Source organism: Thalassospiraceae bacterium LMO-JJ14 (assembly GCA_021555105.2).
GTDB lineage: Bacteria > Pseudomonadota > Alphaproteobacteria > Rhodospirillales > Casp-alpha2 > UBA4479.
Genome location: CP134604.1, coordinates 1,726,033 through 1,745,199, shown reverse-complemented (window position 1 = coordinate 1,745,199; position 19,167 = coordinate 1,726,033). Strand labels below are relative to the sequence as shown.

17 protein-coding genes are annotated in these 19,167 nt (G+C 60.4%); 5 read left to right on the top strand and 12 right to left on the bottom strand.

Translation table 11 applies throughout. From position 1 onward, the window contains the following. Positions 1–257: 257 nt before the first annotated feature. Together L2D14_08365 and L2D14_08360 are read right to left on the bottom strand one after the other, a co-directional pair. Complete coding sequence (locus tag L2D14_08365) at positions 258–1,160, bottom strand: OmpA family protein (GenBank protein ID WNK01435.1); 903 nt, start codon at positions 1,158–1,160, stop codon at positions 258–260. After that, a complete protein-coding gene (locus L2D14_08360; GenBank protein ID WNK01434.1) occupies positions 1,157–1,963 on the bottom strand; it encodes a MotA/TolQ/ExbB proton channel family protein in 807 nt (268 codons plus the stop codon). The genes L2D14_08365 and L2D14_08360 overlap by 4 nt, the downstream gene beginning before the upstream one ends. Before the next feature lie 486 nt (positions 1,964–2,449). Between L2D14_08360 and L2D14_08355 the strand changes: the two genes are divergently transcribed. Next, on the top strand, positions 2,450–3,538 hold the full coding sequence (locus L2D14_08355; protein WNK01433.1) for a PAS domain S-box protein: 1,089 nt from the start codon (positions 2,450–2,452) through the stop codon (positions 3,536–3,538). A gap of 180 nt (positions 3,539–3,718) precedes the next feature. On the opposite strand, the gene L2D14_08350 is transcribed toward L2D14_08355, so the two are convergent. After that, positions 3,719–4,309: an AsmA family protein gene (locus L2D14_08350; GenBank protein WNK01432.1), complete on the bottom strand. Its 591-nt coding sequence runs from the start codon at positions 4,307–4,309 to the stop codon at positions 3,719–3,721. Between the two features lie 53 nt (positions 4,310–4,362). Further along, a complete protein-coding gene (locus L2D14_08345) occupies positions 4,363–5,472 on the bottom strand; it encodes a tetratricopeptide repeat protein (protein ID WNK01431.1) in 1,110 nt (369 codons plus the stop codon). A gap of 220 nt (positions 5,473–5,692) precedes the next feature. Here L2D14_08345 and L2D14_08340 point away from each other — a divergent pair, with 220 nt between their 5' ends. Genes L2D14_08340 through L2D14_08325 form a run of 4 tightly spaced genes read left to right on the top strand, consistent with a single transcriptional unit; the run spans position 5,693 to position 10,913 of the window. After that, positions 5,693–6,943 (top strand): sarcosine oxidase subunit beta family protein, encoded by a 1,251-nt coding sequence (locus tag L2D14_08340; GenBank protein WNK01430.1) that lies wholly within the window; start codon positions 5,693–5,695, stop codon positions 6,941–6,943. Between the two features lie 13 nt (positions 6,944–6,956). Then, positions 6,957–7,280, top strand: coding sequence for a sarcosine oxidase subunit delta (locus L2D14_08335; GenBank protein ID WNK01429.1), 324 nt, complete (start codon positions 6,957–6,959; stop codon positions 7,278–7,280). Continuing rightward, positions 7,277–10,288: a sarcosine oxidase subunit alpha gene (locus L2D14_08330; protein ID WNK01428.1), complete on the top strand. Its 3,012-nt coding sequence runs from the start codon at positions 7,277–7,279 to the stop codon at positions 10,286–10,288. Before L2D14_08335 ends, L2D14_08330 begins: the two co-directional genes overlap by 4 nt. Further along, the gene (locus L2D14_08325; protein ID WNK01427.1) at positions 10,281–10,913 is read left to right on the top strand and encodes a sarcosine oxidase subunit gamma family protein; all 633 of its coding nucleotides are present in this window, start codon (positions 10,281–10,283) and stop codon (positions 10,911–10,913) included. The genes L2D14_08330 and L2D14_08325 overlap by 8 nt, the downstream gene beginning before the upstream one ends. A 179-nt stretch (positions 10,914–11,092) precedes the next feature. Here the strand turns inward: L2D14_08325 and L2D14_08320 are convergent, their stop codons facing one another. The 8 genes from L2D14_08320 to L2D14_08285 all read right to left on the bottom strand — a co-directional run bounded on the left by L2D14_08320 (position 11,093) and on the right by L2D14_08285 (position 19,142). Then, positions 11,093–11,863 (bottom strand): hypothetical protein, encoded by a 771-nt coding sequence (locus L2D14_08320; GenBank protein ID WNK01426.1) that lies wholly within the window; start codon positions 11,861–11,863, stop codon positions 11,093–11,095. Between the two features lie 153 nt (positions 11,864–12,016). Continuing rightward, complete coding sequence (locus L2D14_08315; protein WNK01425.1) at positions 12,017–12,883, bottom strand: fumarylacetoacetate hydrolase family protein; 867 nt, start codon at positions 12,881–12,883, stop codon at positions 12,017–12,019. 138 nt (positions 12,884–13,021) lie between these two features. Further along, positions 13,022–13,396 (bottom strand): hypothetical protein, encoded by a 375-nt coding sequence (locus tag L2D14_08310; protein WNK01424.1) that lies wholly within the window; start codon positions 13,394–13,396, stop codon positions 13,022–13,024. A gap of 191 nt (positions 13,397–13,587) precedes the next feature. After that, positions 13,588–14,031: a hypothetical protein gene (locus tag L2D14_08305; GenBank protein WNK01423.1), complete on the bottom strand. Its 444-nt coding sequence runs from the start codon at positions 14,029–14,031 to the stop codon at positions 13,588–13,590. A 72-nt stretch (positions 14,032–14,103) separates the two neighbouring features. Continuing rightward, positions 14,104–15,057 carry a hypothetical protein gene (locus tag L2D14_08300; GenBank protein WNK01422.1) on the bottom strand — a complete coding sequence of 318 codons (954 nt, stop codon included), beginning with the start codon at positions 15,055–15,057 and terminating at the stop codon, positions 14,104–14,106. After that, complete coding sequence (locus L2D14_08295) at positions 15,054–15,500, bottom strand: hypothetical protein (GenBank protein ID WNK01421.1); 447 nt, start codon at positions 15,498–15,500, stop codon at positions 15,054–15,056. Before L2D14_08295 ends, L2D14_08300 begins: the two co-directional genes overlap by 4 nt. A 170-nt stretch (positions 15,501–15,670) precedes the next feature. After that, complete coding sequence (locus L2D14_08290) at positions 15,671–17,431, bottom strand: aldehyde ferredoxin oxidoreductase C-terminal domain-containing protein (GenBank protein ID WNK01420.1); 1,761 nt, start codon at positions 17,429–17,431, stop codon at positions 15,671–15,673. Between the two features lie 181 nt (positions 17,432–17,612). Next, a complete protein-coding gene (locus L2D14_08285) occupies positions 17,613–19,142 on the bottom strand; it encodes a trimethylamine methyltransferase family protein (GenBank protein WNK01419.1) in 1,530 nt (509 codons plus the stop codon). Positions 19,143–19,167 lie beyond the last annotated feature (25 nt).

Genomic DNA, 19,167 nt, shown 5'->3' with positions numbered 1-19,167 from the left:
AATCAATTCTGATGGCGCTGGGTTGAGCCGCGCCGCCAGACGTCGGTCGAAGCGCGATGCCGAAGCATCGGGCGAGGCCGATAACGACGCGGGCGGCCAACCCAGGCCATTCCGAAGGAACCGGCCAATTTCGGCCCGGGCGTGCGTCGAGCCTCTCGACCGTATCCCGGATACACTCATCAAGGCTCTCTTGCTCCGGGTCGAAATTGGCTCGGTCAGAATGGTTCAACCTGACTTCATCACGCTTTAACGTAACGTCACTGCGATAGCTTGAGCAGGATTGCCTTCATGTCTTGCTGCGTCGCATGCAGCAGGATGTTGACCCGCCGATTGCGCTCGCGCCCGGATGGCGTGGCGTTATCGTCCACGGGATGCGTATGCGCGAAGCCTGAAAGTTCGAGCCTTTTCTCTGCGATCCCCAGCGCAATCAGTTCGCGAACGACGGACGCCGCCCGTGCACCGGAAAGCTCCCAGTTCGAGGGAAACCGCTCCGTCGAGATGGGCACACTATCCGTATGCCCCTGAACGGAAATCAGGTAGTCGCCCGCCGACAGAAGCAAAAGCAGTTGGCTCAGGAGCTGCTTGCCGCCTTCGAGCAATTCGGCGGAACCGCTGGGGAACAGAACCCCCTCCTGTAGCTGCAGATCGATCAGGTCCTTGGAAAATTTAATCGCAACCTGATCGTCGAGGCCATTTTCGGCAATCAGGTCCTCAAGCCGCTCGCTGATGCCGGTATCGGGTTCTTCATCGGGGGCGGGTATTTCAGCGACGGGAAGCGGCGTTTGCTTGACGGCCGGCATTTCCATGACGCCCTTCGATCCGACCAGTATCCCGGCACTGTATTTATCGAGCCGCAGACCTTCCACGAGGGCGTTGTATCTATCCTCATCCATACTGGCGAAACTTAATATCAGGACGAACAGCGTGACGAGGAGAGTCACCGTATCCATGTATGTGAGCATCCATTCTTCCAGACGCTCTCCCTTCATGCGAACCGGGCCGAATGTATCCTGCCGTGAGGCACGCCTGATGAGGCGCTTCACGGACTGATCGCCCAGTCCATGCCCCAGTCCATGCCCCAGTCCATGCCCCAGCCCATGCCCCAGTCCATGCCCCTGCCCCTCCGCCGTATTCGTACCGCTGGCAGGCCTTTTACTCATGGTGTCTCGACCTCGGGGTGGTCTCTTTTCGAAGTGCCCATGACCTCGTCGTCGTAATCGGCGAGGAATGAATAGAGCGTCTCGCGGATGTAGGACGGGGTCCGTTGCTGGCTGATAAGGTTTACCGCCTCGAGCGCCATGCCGAGGGTGCGCACGCGCTGTTCCGTGCGGTCCTCCAGCTTCGTCGCGATCGGCTTGAAAAGCAGGTTCGCCAGAATCAGGCCGTAAAATGTCGTGATCAGGGCCACCGCCATGTTGAGGCCGATGGTGTCGAACCCGCCCTCGCTCATGCCGAACAGCATATTGACCAGACCGATCAGGGTGCCGAGCATACCGAAGGCCGGTGCATACGACCCCATCGTGCGGAAGACGTCGGCTTCGGCGTTTTCCTTTGAGCGCAGCCGGGTAATCCGCCAGCGCAACAAATCCTCGACATCCTCGGCCGGTGTGCCGTCGATGAGAAGCCGCAGCCCTGTCTGCAGAAAGGGGCTGCGGATCTCGTTGAGTTTCTCGTCGACCTTGGCGATCTGGCCCGTCTTCCAGCGTTTGGCGATCTCGACGATATCGTCGACATCGTCCTTTTCGTACAGGCCCTCGTTCTTCAGCGCCTTGATGAAGTTACGCCAGACCCGCCAGATATAAGTCGGCGGATAGCTGACCAGCGTGGCGGCAATCGTGCCGCCGAGTACGATCAGCAGACCTGGCAGGTTGATAAAGACGATGGCGTCCTTGGCGGTCGCCAGGATCGACAGGAAAACGATCGCGAAACCGCTTATGATACCGATGATCGTGACTGGGTTCACGCGGGTCTCCCGAATGTTTCGGCATAAACTATGTTCAACGCAAATGAATCTACCCGATTTTCCAACAAAGACATATCGGTGCGAATACGTAGCCGGTTGTACGGGGTTTGTTTGAATGTCGTCTCCGCCGGCAACCGATTTTGCGATGCGGCTTTTGATCCAGCGCGGACTTACCCCCGCTTCGTCATGCCGGACGCGGATTTCCGCAAGGATATGCACATGGCAAACATCCGCAAAAAATTGCCCGATACATGAGAAGCGAAAATCGAATGACTGCTTATGACCCGAAGAGGACTGACACTTAAAAGCCGAAACGGGAAAGCGCTGTGGGCTGACATAGCGAATAACCTTGTATTTACATGATTTAGAGCGCTCTTGTGGATGGTAGCTTCGGCTAGATCTCAAGCAGACCAACTTAAAAATTCATGTGAGCGTCTCACAGACGGGCGAAAACTCGCCTGTCCGAACTGGTTTTGGATAAAATTAATGACATCCGATAATATATCAGCAGAACTTGCCAAGAGTGCGGCAGAGGCCGTCCGGCTTGCCGATGTTTTACAAGCAAACTTTCGCACCTCGGAAGCGCGATATCGTCGATTGTTTGAAACAGCGCTCGATGGGATTCTTCTCCTCAATTTTGATACAGGGCAGATTGAGGACGTTAATCCCTTTTTGATTAAAATGCTGGGCTACTCGCATGAAGAATTCTTAGGGAAAAAGCTTTGGGAGGTCGGTGCATTCAAAGATTTGCCCGAAAGCAAAGTGATGTTCCTTAAACTGCAAGATGAGGGGCGCGTGCGCTATGAAGATATGCCCCTTAAAACCAAGAGTGGCGTTGTCATTGCCGTTGAGTTCATCAGCAATTCTTACGATTGCGAAGGCACGAAGGTTATTCAATGCAATATTCGTGATATTCGTGAACGCAAGTTGGCAGAGGGTGCCGCAATAGGCCATTTAGAGGAGATCAAGTTAGCACTGCTGAGTACCGTGGAAGTGGCTATTGAAATTAGCAATTTGCGTGACCCCCACACCGTCGGACACGAGAAAAATGTAGCCATTATCGCGGTTGCCATTGGCAGGGAACTTGGCCTTGATGAGAACCGATTGGAAGGCTTGGAGATTGCAGGGTCTTTGCACGATATCGGAAAAATCTCGATCCCGTTGGAAATACTTTCAAGGTCCGGAAAAATATCTTTGTTAGAGTTTCAATTAGTGAAGGGCCATCCGAAGGCTGGCTATGACATTTTAATCAAAATGAACTGGCCATGGCCATTGGCAGAGGCGGCTTACCAGCATCATGAGCGTATGGATGGCAGCGGTTATCCTAGAGGACTAAAAGGAGACGAGATTATCCTTGAGGCAAAAATCATTGCGGTTGCCGACGTCGTTGAAGCCATGACATCTCATCGCCCCTATCGTGCAGGTCTCGGTATCGAAAAGGCATTGGCTGAAATCGTCGATGGGCGGCGAACGAAGTACGATGCTGACGTTGTAGATGCCTGCCTCTGCTTATTCAGAGAGAAAAGCTTCAGTTTTGAAGTAAGCGATCCATTAGCGGTCAATGCAGTTCACTGATTTGCGTGTTGCTAACAAGTCACTGTTTCCCTCCAATTAAATCAGGCGCTGCTAGTCTCCTTTTGGCTAACAGCAGACATTTTCGGTAGACCTGCGCGCACCTATAAACCTTCTCCGACATCGACATGGACGGCGTGTGCATTCCCCCTGCACCGCACCGGCGAGCCGACTCACTGCCCCTTACAAACACGGCACGATCCCGCCGGTCAGGATGTTGGCGCCGTTCAGGGACAGGACGATCGGCGCGCTCAGGACATTGTTCAAAATCGTCAGCGTGCCGCCGGCGACACTGACCGAGGCGCCGCCGATCTGCGGGAAAATCATCGGCGTCGCCGGATTGGCGGGTCCGGCGGCGGTGTCGAAATCATTCAGCTCGTCCCAGTTCGTGGTGCCGTCGCGTTTCTGTTCGACAACGATATCGACGCCGATCATGCGCAGCCGGGGGACCGCCATGTCGCCCTGCAGAAGCGGCAACAGATCGATCTCGGCGACGACGCGCTGCGCCGTCATCATGTCCGGGCGGGTGCCCCATTTGGAATTGCTGATCCGCACCCCGTCGATGGCGACGCTCGGCGGGAACGTCATCTGCAACTCGATATCGCCGTCGATGGCGATCCGCCCGGCATAGGAATTCATCACCTTGTCCAGCAGCGTCTTCCTCATGTCGCCGAATTCGCTGAGCCGGGCGTATGAAATCACGACGGCAATGCCGGCGATAACGATCGCCGCCTTGACGGTGAATTTAAGAATTCTAACCAGAAAACTGAGCATTTATCCGACTTTCCATATTATTGGCCATACTATTGGCCATACTATTGGCCATACTACTGCAGTGTTTTCAGCAGATCGTCCGCTGCCGTTGCATCGCTGTTGGCTGTGTTCGCGTTCGTCGTGTCGGCGGACGTTGCCGGTCCGCGCGGTTTGAATGCCGCCGCCGCCTGCTTTGCGGCTTTGAGCTGGCTTTGCTTGAGCGTGCGGGCCAGACGCTTGGCATTCTCCAGCGCGCCCTCGGCACCCAGGCTGCCGGCGATGGCGAACCACGCGTACGCCTGCACCACGTCCTTGCCGACACCGTTTGCGCCGCGCGCCAGCATGTGCGCGAGGCGGACCTGCGCCGGCACCGCCCCCATCACGGCGGCTTCCGTCAAATTCAGCACGGCAAGTTCGGCATCCTTTTCGCCGCCCTCGCCATTAAGCTGCATCAGCGCCAGATTGTAGTACGCGAACGGATCGCCCTGATCGGCCGCGCGCTCGAACCAGATGCGCGCGGCTTGCTTATCCGTTTTCCCATACGTGCCTTGATAAAGCAGTGTCGCAAGATCGTACTGCGCGCGCGCCAGCCCGCTTTCCGCCGCTGCCTCAAGCAGTTCCATGCCGAGTGTCTTGTCACCTGCCCCGCCGATCCCCTGCAGATGCGCCAGCGCCAGGTTATACGTCGACGGCGTATGGCCCAGCGCCGAGGCCGCCTCGAAAAAACGTACGGCTTCCGCCGGGTTCGCGGGCACGCCGGCGCCTTTCAGCGCGAGCACGCCCAACGCATGCAGCGACGGCCCGACCTCGGCATCGCCGGCGTTACGGAACAGCTCAAGCGCCGCCTTTTTATCGACCGGCCCGCCCTGCCCGCGCCACTTCAGAACCGCCAGATTGTGCATGGAGATACCGTGCCCGGCATCGGACAGTTCCGACCACCTTTCGCGCGCGGTGACATAGTCGCGCTCCTGGAATGCTTCGAGGGCGATCTTGAAATCCCGGTCGAGGGGATTTTCCGTCTCTTCTGCCGCGCCCGCCGGTGCCGTTCCGTCCGCAGGCGGCAATTCATCGATGATGTCGAGGTCGATCCCCGGCGGCTTGTCCAGCGCCGCCGCCGGCAGCGCGAAACAGGCGAAAATCATCATCGCCAGAACCACGCCGGAACGGAACCTCTTGTACTGCATTCGCGCACATTATCTGGTAGCGACTTGCATGGGAACGACAATATGTCGGGATAATGCCGCCGGACACCGGGGCCGCCGCGGGCCGATCCCCGGCGCGGGTCGTAAAAATGAGGATCGGCGTCGTAAAACGGACAGACGTCCTGCCTTGACGGTGGGAAAGGAGGGCATCTAGCGTGGAGACACGGACAACTTAACCGGCGCGGCGATTGTTGGGGACGGCATGACCAGATATTCCATATTCAGTTTGCTTCGCAACGCGATGGGTTACCACCGCGACTGGCAGCAGGCGTGGCGCTCTCCCGATCCCAAAAAGGAATACGACGTCGTCATCGTCGGCGGCGGCGGGCACGGCCTGGCGACCGCGTATTACCTGGCCAAGGAGCACGGCATCACCAATGTCGCGGTGGTTGAGAAAGGCTGGCTCGGCGGCGGCAACACGGGCCGCAACACGACCATCATCCGCTCCAACTATCTGTGGGACGAGAGCGCGCATCTGTATGAAAAGTCGCTCAAGCTCTACGAAGGGCTGAGCCAGGACATCAACTACAACATCATGCTCAGTCAGCGCGGCGTCCTGAATCTGGCGCACAGCCTGGGTGACGTCCGCGACACCAAGCGCCGCGTCTACGCCAACAAGCTGAACGGCATCGACGGCGAATACCTGGAACCCGCACAGATCCGCGAACTGGTGCCGATCATCAATCTCGACCCGACGATCCGCTATCCGGTACTCGGCTCCAGCTATCAGGCGCGCGGCGGCACGGCGCGCCACGACGCGGTGGCCTGGGGGCTGGCCCGCGCCGCCGATGCGCGTGGCGTCGACATCATTCAGAACTGCGAGGTTACCGGCTTCGACATCGACAAAGGCAAGGTGACCGGTGTGCAGACATCGCGCGGTCAGATCAAGGCCAAGAAAGTCGGCGTCGTCGTCGCCGGGCACTGCACCGTCATGTCGGACATGGCCGGTTTCCGCATGCCGATCGAAAGCCACCCCTTACAAGCCATGGTCTCCGATCCGGTGAAACCGGTCATCGACGTCGTCGTCATGTCCGGCGCGGTACACTGCTACATCTCGCAGTCCGACAAGGGCGAACTTGTCATGGGCGCCGGCATCGACGCGCCGACCGGGTATTCGCAGCGCGGCAGCCTGCACATCATCGAAGATCAGATCGCCGCGGTGTGCGAGCTGTTCCCGCTGTTCAGCCGCATGCGCCTGATGCGCCAGTGGGGCGGCATCGTCGACACATGTCCCGACGCCAGCCCGATCATTTCAAAGACGCCGGTCGATGGCCTTTACTTCAACTGCGGCTGGGGCACCGGCGGGTTCAAGGCGACGCCGGGGTCGGGTTGGGTGTTCGCGCACACCATCGCGCGCGACGAACCGCACAAGCTGAACGCCGCGTTCTCGCTGGACCGCTTCGTTAACGGCTACCTGATCGATGAACACGGCGCCGCCGGCGTGGCGCATTAGGGGAGGACAGACGATGTTTCTTATTACCTGCCCCTTCTGCGGCGCACGCGAGGAAACGGAATTTTCCTACGGCCACGAAGCGCACATCGCGCGCCCGGAAAACCCGGAAGCACTGAGCGACGCCGAATGGGCCGATTACCTGTTCATGCGCAAGAACGCGAAAGGCCCGCACCTCGAACGCTGGGTCCACACCGCGGGTTGCCGGCGCTGGTTCAACGTCTGCCGCAACACCCACAGCAACGAGATCCTGGCGATCTATAAAATGGGCGAACAGCCGCCGAAAGAGATCAAGGCCCTCATGGACAAAACCCGGGCCGAGGGGGCGAAAAAGTCATGAGCCAGAGCCATCGTCTCCACAACGCAGGACGCATCGACCGCACGCGCCAGATCGACTTTTATTTCAACGGCCGTCTGATGAGCGGCTACGCGGGCGACACGCTGGCCTCGGCATTGCTTGCCAACGGCGTCATGCTGGTCGGGCGCAGCTTCAAGTATCACCGTCCGCGCGGCATCGTCACGGCGGGCACCGAAGAGCCCAACGCGCTTGTGCAGCTTGAACGCGGCGCCAGCACGATTTCCAACATGCTGGCGACGCGGGTGCCGCTGTACGACGGTCTGGATGCGACCAGCGTCAACTGCTGGCCCTCGCCGTCGTTCGACGTCATGGCCGTCAACAGCCTGTTTCACCGCATGCTGCCCGCCGGGTTTTACTACAAGACCTTCATGTGGCCGGTGTCGGGCTGGAAGATATACGAGCATTTCATCCGCCACGCCGCCGGCCTCGGCCGCTCGCCGGAAGTGCCGGATGCCGATACCTATGACAAGATGAACGCACACGCCGATGTCGTCGTCGTCGGTGCCGGACCGGCCGGACTTTCCGCCGCACGCACCGCCGCCGCGACGGGTGCCAGGGTGATTCTCGTCGATGAACAGCCGGAACTGGGCGGACAACTGCTGAACGAAACCTCGGTCATCGACGGCCAGCCGGCGAGCGACTGGGTTGCCGCCGTCGAAGCCGAACTGATGCGCAATCCCGACGTCACCATCCTCAAGCACACGACGGCGTTCGGCTATTACGATCACAACTTCCTCGGCCTGATCCAGAACCGCGACACGAACGTCGCGCACGGTCAGGACGGCCGCACCCGCCAGCGCGTCTGGCGCGTCCGTGCCAAGCGTGTGATCCTCGCCACCGGGGCCATCGAACGGCCGCTGATCTATGCCGACAACGACCGGCCCGGCTGCATGCTGGCGGGCGCGCTCAGAACCTATGTGAACCGCTACGGCGTCAGCCCCGGCAAGCGTCACGTCATCTTCACCAACAACGACGATGCCTATCGCTCTGCGCTGGACCTCAAGGCGGCGGGTTGTGCCGTCGCCTGCATTATCGATGTCCGCCCCGACCCGGCGGGCGAGCTGGTGACCCGCGCCATCGAAGCGGGCATCGAGGTCATCGACAATTCGGCGATCACCGCCGTCCTCGGCACCAAGCGCGTCAAGGGCGTCGAGGTAATGAAGCTCAACGACGACGCGGATGGTGTCACCGGACGGTCGCGCACCATTGCCTGCGATACCGTCGGCTCCAGCGGCGGCTGGAATCCGGTCGTGCACCTGCACAGCCATTCCGGCGGTCGCAACACCTGGCGCGATACCGACGACGTGTTCGTCCCCGGCGAGACCGGGCAGGCCGAGATCTGCTGCGGCGCCGCCAACGGTCACTTCTCGTTGCAGGAAGCGCTCAACGAAGGCGATTTCGCCGGAATCGAGTCGGCGTCCCTGCTTGGTATGACGGCCAAGGAACGCCCGGCTGTCGCGACCGCCACGTCCGACGTGGACGAGGAAGCCTGGCGCACGCTTTGGTACGTACCGACGACGAAACCGGCGGGCCAGCGCGGCAAACATTTCCTCGACCAGCAAAACGACGTCACCGTCGCCGATGTGCAGTTGGCGGCGCGCGAAGGCTATCGCTCGGTCGAGCACGCCAAACGTTACACCACGCTCGGCATGGCCACCGATCAGGGCAAGACCGGCAATATTCCGGGCCACGCGATCCTATCCGCCGCGCTCGGCCAGAAAATCCCCGAAACCGGCACGACCACGTTCCGCCCGCCCTACTCGCCCGTCACCATGGGTGCGCTGGCGGGCCGCGCCGTCGGTGAATTCTTCGATCCCGTCCGCCGCACGCCGATGCACGACTGGCATGAACAACAGGGCTGCCTGTGGGAAGACGTCGGCCAGTGGCGGCGTCCGTGGTATTACCCGCAGGACGGCGAAAGCATGCACGACGCCGTGGCGCGGGAATGCCTGGCGGTGCGTCGCTCGCTCGGCATGCTCGATGCGACGACGCTCGGCAAGATCGACATACAGGGCCCCGACGCGGCGGAATTCCTCAACCGCGTCTATACCAATGCGTGGCTCAAACTTGCGCCGGGCAAGTGCCGCTACGGCCTCATGCTGGGCGAGGACGGCATGATCATGGACGACGGCGTGACGTCGTGCCTGGGCGAGAACCATTACCTGATGACCACCACGTCGGGCGGCGCGGCGCGCGTGCTGGCGTGGCTCGAGGAATGGCTGCAGACCGAGTGGCCGGAGTTGAAAGTTTACCTCACCTCGGTCACCGAACAGTTCGCGACGTTGCAGCTTGCCGGTCCCAATGCCCGTGATTTGCTCGGCGAGTTCACCAGCGACATCGATCTTGATAACGACGCGTTCCCGTTCATGTCATGGCGCGACGGCACCGTCGGCGGCATCCCGGCGCGCGTCTATCGGATCAGCTTCACCGGCGAACTGTCGTACGAAATCAACGTCCCGGCGTCGGCGGGACTGTCGTTGTGGACCGACATCATGAACGCCGGCGAGAAATACGGCATCACACCGTTCGGCACAGAAACCATGCACGTGCTGCGCGCCGAAAAAGGCTTCATCATCGTCGGTCAGGAAACCGACGGCACGGTAACGCCCTTCGATCTCGGCATGGACTGGATCGTGTCGCAAAAGAAACCCGACTTCATCGGCAAGCGCTCGCTTTCACGCGCCGATACGGTGCGCGACGACCGCAAGCAACTGGTCGGCCTGCGCACGGCGGACCCGGAAGAAGTGCTGCCCGAAGGCGGTCAGATCGTCGCCGAAACCCGGCCCCAGCCGCCGATGGACATGATCGGCCATGTGACGTCGAGCTATTGGTCGGCGGCACTCGGTCATTCCATCGCCATGGCGCTGGTCAAAGGCGGCAAGAACCGCATCGGCGACACCGTCTATGTGCCGCTCGACGGGAAAACCGTCGCCTGTGAAGTCGTCGCCCCCGTTTTCTATGACCCCGAAGGGAGCCGGATGAATGGTTGATCCTTATCGCCTGAGAAGCCCGCTCGCCCATCTGGGACTGGAAGCGCGCGCGCACGAGGACGCCGACGTTTCCGGCACCGGCGTCGTGATGCGGGAAATCCCCTATCGCGGCCTGATCAACATTCGCGGCGACGCGGCCGATACGGTCTTTAGCGGCGCCGTCGAAAAAGCCGTCCGCGTGGCGCCGCCCGTGGCCGCCAATACCGTCGCCGGAAAGCCGTCGACGACACGGATCATGTGGCTCGGGCCTGACGAATGGCTGGTCATCACCAAGCCCGAAGGCGCCGAGCGCGCGCTTAAGGCCCTGATGAAAAACCTGAAGGCGGACGGGCTACATGCTTCGGTCACGGATAGCACGCATGCCCGGACCTGCATCGAGATTTCCGGTGCCTGCGCCCGCATGGTGCTGCAAAAGGGCTGCGCGCTCGATTTGCACCCGTCGCACTTCGGCCCCGGCCAGTGCGCCCAGACCATCGTCTCGAAAGTCGGCGTGATGCTGACGCAGACGGCGACGGCCAGGAACGGCGATCCGACGTATGAGCTTTATGCGCTCCGCAGTTTCTCGACGTATCTGTGGACGTGGCTCGAAGATGCTTCCGCCGAATACGGCCTGAAGGTGGGGTGATACTACTCACCACGCCGTCATGCTGAACTTGATTCAGCATCCATGAAAACCCGTCCGTGCGTTTCGCCCATGGGCCCTGAATCAAGTTGGGGATGACGATTTCTTTGTGTCGCCCCCCATATCCCTCTCCCTGGGGAGAGGGTGGCGCGATTGCGCGCCGGGAGAGGGGGCTACGCCCCCTACCACACCACGCCCCGCACCCGGTTCCGGATGTCATAGTCGGGCGAGGCCTCGGGCCGGGGTGCGATATCCCAGAACCATTCCTCGGCGCCTTTCTTGTCCGGCTCCACACCGCATAGCGGGTCTTCGCTGCCGAGCACGACCCCGCCGTCGAGAAACTGCCGTTCGACCTCGGTGATCAGACAGACCGTCCCCCGGCATGCCTTCAACAACTCCAGGTGCGCGCGGAAAATGCCCTCGGCAAACGTCCGCGCCGTCTCGGCATCGGTCAGGCCATGCCGTTTTCGCAGGTACGCCAGCGGCACCAGCGGCAGTTGCGACATCACATTGGCGGAAACGACCAGATCCGCATCTTCGAGCGACAGCATATCCGGCACAACGCGATCGGGTATCTCGCCACGGCGGACCGCTTCGGCCACGCCCGTGATATCGCAGGTCTGCATTTCAATGTGCGGGTGACGCCAGACGTTTCGCCGTGTCTGCTTGAGGAAACAGACATCCACCAGTACGACGGTCGCGAATTTTGCGGCAAGCACCCGGAGCGGGATATCCGTCAACAATCCGCCGCCGAGAACGACGGCCTTTTCGTTGCCGCTTGCTGCTCCGGCGGCGGCTGAGATCATGGCGCGGGTTTTGTCGAGATGCGGCTGCCACGCGGCGCGGCATCGACGGTAACGGGCCTCGGTCGCAATCAGCTCTTTCAGATACCCTAATGATCTGAGGTGCCTGGGGCACGGTGTCGTCAGGTACTGCAGCGCTTCGAGGATCATGACGGCTTCTGCTTCCCCAAATCCTTCAACACAGTCCATGCTTCGAGACGGGCGCGATACGCCCTCCTCAGCATGAGGATAATCTTACTCCCCCTCATCCTGAGGAGGCCTGAAAGGCCGTCTCGAAGGATGGCCCCGGAACGGACAGATTTACTACGCCTCCTGGGCGATCGGATTACGCAATATGCCGATGCCCTCGACTTCGGCCTCGACGATATCGCCGGGCGTCATCCATCCCGGCGGTTGCATCGCATGCGCGACGCCCGACGGGGTCCCGGTGGCGATCACGTCGCCCGGCTCCAGGGTCATGAACTCGGACAGGATGGCGATGATTTTGGCGGTCGAAAAAATCATGTCGGCGGTGTTGGAATCCTGACGCGTCTCGCCGTTGACGCGGCTGGTGATCCTGAGACCCGAAGCCCCCGCCGGCAGGTCTTCGGGCGTCACCACCACGGGACCCAGCGGTCCGGTAGCGTCGAAGTTCTTGCCCTGCGTCCACTGCTTGGTCTTGCGTTGGTAATCGCGCACCGAAACGTCGTTGAAGACGGTGTAGCCGAAGACGTGATCGAGCGCGTCCTGTTCGGATATCGCCCGCCCGCCCCGGCCGATGACGATGGTCAGCTCGACCTCGTAATCCAGTTGCTCCGATACCTTCGGCAGGATCACCGGCGCTTCGGCGGCGACCAGCGAGGTCGCATAGCGCGGGAACAGCGACGGGTAATCGGGAATATCGTGCCCGCCCTCGCGGGCATGCGCGGCGTAATTCAGGCCGACGCAGACGAACTTGCCGGGATGTTCAATCGGCAGCGCCGGTGTGACATCGTTCAGCTTGAGCCGGGCGCTGTCGGGGGCGCTATCCGTCGCGGCGCGAAGTGCGGCCAGGGCATCCGGTCCGGCCTTGATGAGATCCAGCAGCGTTTCAGGCTGCGCCGCATCGCAGGCACCGGCATCGATCACCGTATCGCCATCGACCACCCCAAGGCACGCCTTGCCGCCGGCATCGAACATCATCAGTTTCATATCGGTTTCCCCGTTATCGGCATCCCGGATTGTGTGCCTTCGTGCGCCCCTTGAAATCATATAGTGACGCAGCCTTGGACCTCCAACGAAAAAGGGCGCAGTTTGCACTGCGCCCCTACCGCCGGAAACGATCCGAAATCAGCAGCCCAGATCGTAGGCCTTGCCGCCGAAGTTGGCTTTGTATTTCTTCTTGCCGGCTTTTTCGAGCGTCGAGCACTCTTCGCTGCCGAAATTCACGCACAACTGATTGCCTTTCAGCGCCCAGGTGCCCTGCATGGTGTCTGCACCGATGTTGCGATCGGCTTCGCCGCCGGATTTGGAATCGGTCGAATAGTAGAAATCCTGACCTTCGGTCGAGCCGGTTTTCCATGTGCACGTGCCGCCGCCCTGCTTGAAGATCGCCTGCAGCCCCTTCGCGTCGAGAACATTGGCCATGTCGGTTTTCTGTTCGGTTGCACAAGCGCTCACGGCGAGCGAGACCAGCGCGGCAAGCGCCATCGTTTTGATTTTCATATTGATGCCTTCATCGTTGTTCAGTTTTCGGCGTCTGCGTGAAAAATCCCCCGTGCGGGGGCAGACATTTTTCAATATGGCGACGATCGCGGTTTTGTCCAGCAAAGCTGCTCGAAAAGCGTTAATTCCTGTCGCTCAAACGGGAAACGAGACAGGTCCATGCATATTGATGCAGGACTGATTCGGGAACGTCAGGCCGTGCCGGTGCTTGTCGGGGCCGCTGTTTTCTTGGCTTTCTTCTTCGCCGGTTTGCCTTCGGCGATGCGCGCCTGGTCCTTGGCGACGCGCTGCATCTCGTTGAATCCGGCGGCGACGGCCTTCAGAATGGCCGCGCTTGTGCGTGTCACCATGGCCTTTTCGGCGGCTTTGGCATCGTCCGGCAGGCGTTTCATGAGCTCGTCGAGCTTGGCCGACATCTCCGCCAAAGCCTTTGTTTCCGCCGAATTCGCACGCCCGCCCCGGGCCGGAAGCTTGCCGTCGGCAGCCGCATTCAGGGTCTTGTCGACCCACGCACGGATCGTCATACCTTCGGCGCTGGCAGCTTTTTTGACTTTCTCACGGGTTTCCGCGGACGCGCCGGTAATGGTCCAGCTGTGTTCCGGCATCGCTTTTCTTGCAGTCGGCTGGGTCGCCATGACGTCTCTCCGTCAGTGAAAGTGCTTTCGCCAACACTAACGTCACCAAGTCTTACAAGAAAGACTCCAGGTTCAGTTTTCCGGTTCAGGCTCTTCCCGGCGGTCTCTTTTCGTGCGCCGGTCTTCAGCCTTGCGGCGGTCCTGAAGCTTGCGGCGATCTTCGCTCTGACGGCGCTCGCCGGATACGGGCGGACCATCGGAACGGCTACGCCGGTCAACCCCACTACGGCGATCCCTCCGCGCTTGCCGGCGTTCCTCGCGGCGGCGCTCACGGCGGATTTTGGCGACCTGATAGCCGATGTAGCTGCCGATCACCATCATGATTCCCCCAAGCCCGATAAGAATGACCGCCGTTATGACCTGAGACGATGCGAACGGCTTGGACTTTGCGGGCTCGCCCGGAAACGGCCTGCGCACCGGTTCCTCGGCCATCAGTTCGGCCTCGGCTTTCAAAAGCTCATCCTCACTCAGGGGTGAGGGCGCGATGTAATCCGGCGGTCTGATTTGTGCCGGCGCAGGCATTGCTGCAACTGCAGCAGCTTCAGCGGCCTCCGTCACGATCCACGGCAATTCCCTGATCGGCTGGCACTCCCGTTTCGCGCCGGCAAGATCGATCATCTCCGTTCCCTCGCCCCGCTTTACGGAGCCGGGAACAAGGTAGAAAGCCTTGAAAACGCCTGTGCCGATGGTCTGATCGACAAGGATACGCAACGCTTCCTGGCGCTGGCTCATATCGGCTTGCGGATCGGACAACCGCACGGGCTGATCTTCGAAGGCGAGAAGGATGGCATCCATCAGCCTCGGCAACCGTCCGCACAGACGTTCAACAGCTTCTTCGCTGACAACCTCCATGTAAGGCGTCATCGTCATTCGGCCCTTGTAGCCCTTGTCGGTGACTGCCGGCATCGCCAGCGGTTTGATTTGCAGGGCAATGGATTGATCCTCGGCGTAAACCGTACGCACATCTACGATGCAGACCACCCCCGCCAGCAGCACGGCACACATAAGGCTGATTATTTTCATCATGCATCAGCTCCAGCACGGGCAACGCTCGGCACCCAGAGATACCCGGACGGTGAAATAAGAAAGCTTTCGCGAAGTCCGTGCGGTTTGTCCATGGCGCCGGCGAGAATGGTCATATCAAGTCCTCGCGCAGCCGCCTCGGCGACGTCCGGGTCCCGGCCGTAGAGCCGGATTTCCACCCCTATGCCGCGCGGCATATCGTCACGCAACGAGCCATGCAGCGGGTGATCGGCGTAGGTATGATCGGCGTGTAGCATCCATTCGGCACCATAGCCCCGATACACGGCAAAATCCGGGTCCGAATACACTTCTTCGCCACCCAGTACCTGCAACTGAAACGCGCGCTCGGCATCAATGGAGGGGACGAGAAGATTGACCCCCAGACCGCTCAGGCTCTTGCCGTATTGATCGGCCGGCATCCAAGGATCGCCTGTTCTCAGTTTCATCATGCCCCCCGTTTAATCAGCGCTGGATATCACGAATGCCGAAACACGCGTATGACGTAGATCACGCGTACAGCTTACTGCACAGGGCCACTTGCGCGAAATAATGGCGATCAATGGGGCAAAACGGTCGTTGAGTAAAAGTTCCGAAGAACCAAGAACTAAACCTGAGGTCAGTACACCGCGTTCGCCGGCAGCGGATTGACGGCCATGTCGGCACCGGCCTTGTCGAGCCATGCCGCGCGATATTGCCTGACTTCCGCAGCGTGGTGACGGGCGCGTTTCTTGGTCGGCGCCAGGGATTCCTCGTAAAAGAAATCCGGCAGTTCGTCATCTTCCTCGCCGAAACCGGCATCGCGGTTGAACGCATCCTCGAACATCAGGGTCTCTAAACCCAGTTGTTTGAAGAAATCCGCAGGCAGCTCGGTCCCGGCGGCATTGTTGACCGCGCTCATGATCAGATCGAGGTTGATGTTGGTCACGGTGCGCCCGAACAGGCAAAGCCCGACGCTGTCCGCCGCCGCGCACAACATCTGCACGTTCATGCTTTCTTCGACGAGTTGTTCCGTGGTCTGCCCATCGCATTCATGCGTCGGAATGTTGCCGGTGGTGTGGTCCGCGCCCTGCGCCGTCGACATCATGGAAATGCCGGTGACTTCGATGACGCGCGGATCATAGGCGCTGATCGCCTGTTTTTTGATGACCGGCACGCGCTTGACGCCATAATGCTCGGCAACCCGCGCCGTACCCAGCGCCAAAAGCTTGCCGCGCTCAGTGCCGGTGCGGATGTCCTCAAGCGCCGCTTCCATGAAAGGCACGTCGCCGAATTCGGCCTCGCCCGCTTCCATCAGCACGCCTAGCGTCGCGCCAAGCTCAATAGTGTCGATGCCGAGATCGTTGGCCGTCATGTTGAGCCGCGCCACATCATCGGGATCGGTGATACCGCAGTTCGTACCAAGCAATCCGATGGTTTCGTATTCCAGCGGTGAGACCAGTTCATTGCCGTCCTTGTCGACGTAGATGTTCGAGCACTTGATCATGCAGCCCGGCATGCAGGCGTGCGTCGGCTCGCCGCCGCGTGCCATGTTCTGTTCGCGAATGAAATCGCCGCCCATCCGCATCCGCTCCTTGCTGGCGTCGACCAATTGTCCGCTGGAGAAATTCCGTGTCGGCAAGCCGCCCATGCCGTTCATCACGTCGGCGACCAGGGCCGTGCCGTATTCGCCCATGGAGATGACTTTTTCATCGACGCGGAGTTTGGCGGTATATTCCTTGACGCCCTGCATGACACCTTTGCGGTCATGGAAGCTCGGCATCTTGTGTTTGTCGCAAACCAGCGCCTTGACCTTTTTCAGTCCCATGACGGCGCCGACACCGCCGCGCGCGGCGATACGCACCGGTCGTCCCTCGGGGTCGGAGAACGAGATACCTGACATCAGCCCCTGATACTCACCTACCGGGCCGCAGATCCCGAGGCTGACTTTTTCGCCGAAATCGTCATGCAGCAGCGCCGCTGTTTCGATGACGCCTTTACCCATGTATTTGGCGGCGTCATGGAACGTGACCTCGCCTTCCTTGGTGATGTAGATGACAACCCAGTCTTCGGCGGCATTTTCCAGGGTCAGACCGCAAATCTCGCTCTGGCCCATGGCGAATCCGAACGTGCCGCCGGCATTGGCTTCCTTGATGCCACCCGTCAGCGGGCTTTTGCAGCCGACACTGATGCGATTGGCATTCGACATGTTCGATCCCGCGAACGGCCCGGCCGAAAAGATCAGCGGATTTTCAGGCGACATCGGATCGACGGTGGCAAGACCGCGTTCATACAGCGTCTTGGCAATGTGATAACGGCCGGCCCGGGCCAGTTGTTCACCGTCCAAGGTTTCGCGTTTCACATCCTGCGTTGCCAGGTCGATATGTAGGTACGTGCGCATGATGGGTCTCCAACCGTTCCACTCGGGATTACCCGTTAGGTAAGCCTTCGCGCACGAACGATCAAGTATGAAGGTGCAGGGCACGCCCCATGATTCGAGATGGCCTTTCAGGCCTCCTCAGCATGAGACACATCTCAACCTCATCCCGAGGAGCGCACAGTGCGTCCCGAAGGATGGCACCCTAGACGTTGGAATCCGGAAAACTTGCCTTGCGTTCGTTGATATAGGCCAACAGCGCTTCGTCCGTCGCCGGGTCCAGCGCCGGTTCCTGATACTCGGCCAACCACGACTTCCACAGTGTATTCGCACGCTGCGCCATATCCTGCGCACCTTCCGCTTCCCACTGTTCGTAGGAATTGTTATCGGCCAGGTTCGAGCGGATGAACGCCGTTTCGAAATTCGCCTGGGTATGCGCACACCCCAGATAATGCGAGCCCGGCCCCACTTCGCGGACGGCGTCCAGCGCCTGCCCGTTGTCGGTCAGGTCATAGCCTTCGCAAAGCCGCTGCATCATCGCCAGCTGATCGCAGTCCATGACGAACTTCTCGTAACCCGACGACAGACCGCCTTCCAGCCAACCCGCTGAATGGAGCGCGAAATTGACCCCTGACAGCACCGTGGCGTTCAAGGTATTGGCGCTTTCGTAGGCAGCCTGTGCATCGGAGACTTTCGAAGCGCACAACGACCCACCGGAACGGAACGGCAGGTTGAGACGGCGTGCCAGTTGCGCGGCGGCGGAAATGATCAACGTCGGCTCGGGGGTGCCGAACGTCGGTGCGCCCGACTGCATGGAAATGGCGCTGACGAAGGCGCCAAAGATAAGCGGTGCACCCGGACGGCAGAGCTGCGTCAGCGCCCCACCGGCGAGAACCTCGGCAAGCACCTGGGCCAGCGTGCCGAGTGCGGTTACCGGGCTCATGGCACCGGCCAGAATAAACGGCGAGACGATGCAGGCCTGATTGGCGCGGGCATAGACTTTCAGCGCGCCCAGCATGGTGCCATCGAAGACCATCGGCGAGTTGGCGTTGATCAGGCTGGTCATGACCGTGTTGTGATCGACGTATTCCTTGCCGAACAGGATTTCACACATGGCGACCGAGTCCTGCGCGCGCTCCGGATGCGTTACCGAGCCCATGAACGGCTTGTCGGAATATTTCATGTGCGCGTACAGCATGTCGAAGTGGCGCTTGTTGACCGGCAGGTCGACCGGCTCGCACACGGTGCCGCCGGAATGATGCATGGCCGGGGCCATGTACGCGAGCTTCACGAAATTGCGGAAATCCTCAATCGTGCCGTAGCGCCGTCCATTATCCAGATCGCGCACGAACGGCGGGCCATAGACCGGCGCGAACACCGTGTGATTGCCGCCGATCTCAACGCTGCGTACCGGATTGCGGGCATGTTGGGTGTACTGCGCAGGCGCCGTCGACAGCAGTTGCCGGCAAAGCCCCTTCGGGAAATGCACCCGCGTCCCCTGCACATCGGCCCCGGCATCCTTGAGCATTGCCAGCGCTTCTTCGTCATCGCGGAATTCGATGCCGATCTCTTCCAGGATCAGATCGGCGTTGGCCTCGATGATCTCGATGGCTTCCGGTGATGCCAATTCCAAGAGCGGAATGTTGCGGATGATGTAGGGTTTCGTTACAGCGCCGGACTTTTCACGGGCTTCACGGCGGGCATCGCGGCCCCTGCGGGCGGTACGTTCGGACATGGCGTCCACTCCAAAAGGAACGGGG

Coding starts and splice junctions, on each gene's coding strand:
- L2D14_08365 (WNK01435.1), bottom strand. CDS start 1,160: ATGAGTAAAAGGCCTGCCAGCGGTACGAATACGGCGGAGGGGCAGGGG.
- L2D14_08355 (WNK01433.1), top strand. CDS start 2,450: ATGACATCCGATAATATATCAGCAGAACTTGCCAAGAGTGCGGCAGAG.
- L2D14_08350 (WNK01432.1), bottom strand. CDS start 4,309: ATGCTCAGTTTTCTGGTTAGAATTCTTAAATTCACCGTCAAGGCGGCG.
- L2D14_08345 (WNK01431.1), bottom strand. CDS start 5,472: ATGCAGTACAAGAGGTTCCGTTCCGGCGTGGTTCTGGCGATGATGATT.
- L2D14_08340 (WNK01430.1), top strand. CDS start 5,693: ATGACCAGATATTCCATATTCAGTTTGCTTCGCAACGCGATGGGTTAC.
- L2D14_08335 (WNK01429.1), top strand. CDS start 6,957: ATGTTTCTTATTACCTGCCCCTTCTGCGGCGCACGCGAGGAAACGGAA.
- L2D14_08330 (WNK01428.1), top strand. CDS start 7,277: ATGAGCCAGAGCCATCGTCTCCACAACGCAGGACGCATCGACCGCACG.
- L2D14_08325 (WNK01427.1), top strand. CDS start 10,281: ATGGTTGATCCTTATCGCCTGAGAAGCCCGCTCGCCCATCTGGGACTG.
- L2D14_08320 (WNK01426.1), bottom strand. CDS start 11,863: ATGATCCTCGAAGCGCTGCAGTACCTGACGACACCGTGCCCCAGGCAC.
- L2D14_08315 (WNK01425.1), bottom strand. CDS start 12,883: ATGAAACTGATGATGTTCGATGCCGGCGGCAAGGCGTGCCTTGGGGTG.
- L2D14_08310 (WNK01424.1), bottom strand. CDS start 13,396: ATGAAAATCAAAACGATGGCGCTTGCCGCGCTGGTCTCGCTCGCCGTG.
- L2D14_08305 (WNK01423.1), bottom strand. CDS start 14,031: ATGGCGACCCAGCCGACTGCAAGAAAAGCGATGCCGGAACACAGCTGG.
- L2D14_08300 (WNK01422.1), bottom strand. CDS start 15,057: ATGATGAAAATAATCAGCCTTATGTGTGCCGTGCTGCTGGCGGGGGTG.
- L2D14_08295 (WNK01421.1), bottom strand. CDS start 15,500: ATGAAACTGAGAACAGGCGATCCTTGGATGCCGGCCGATCAATACGGC.
- L2D14_08290 (WNK01420.1), bottom strand. CDS start 17,431: ATGCGCACGTACCTACATATCGACCTGGCAACGCAGGATGTGAAACGC.
- L2D14_08285 (WNK01419.1), bottom strand. CDS start 19,142: ATGTCCGAACGTACCGCCCGCAGGGGCCGCGATGCCCGCCGTGAAGCC.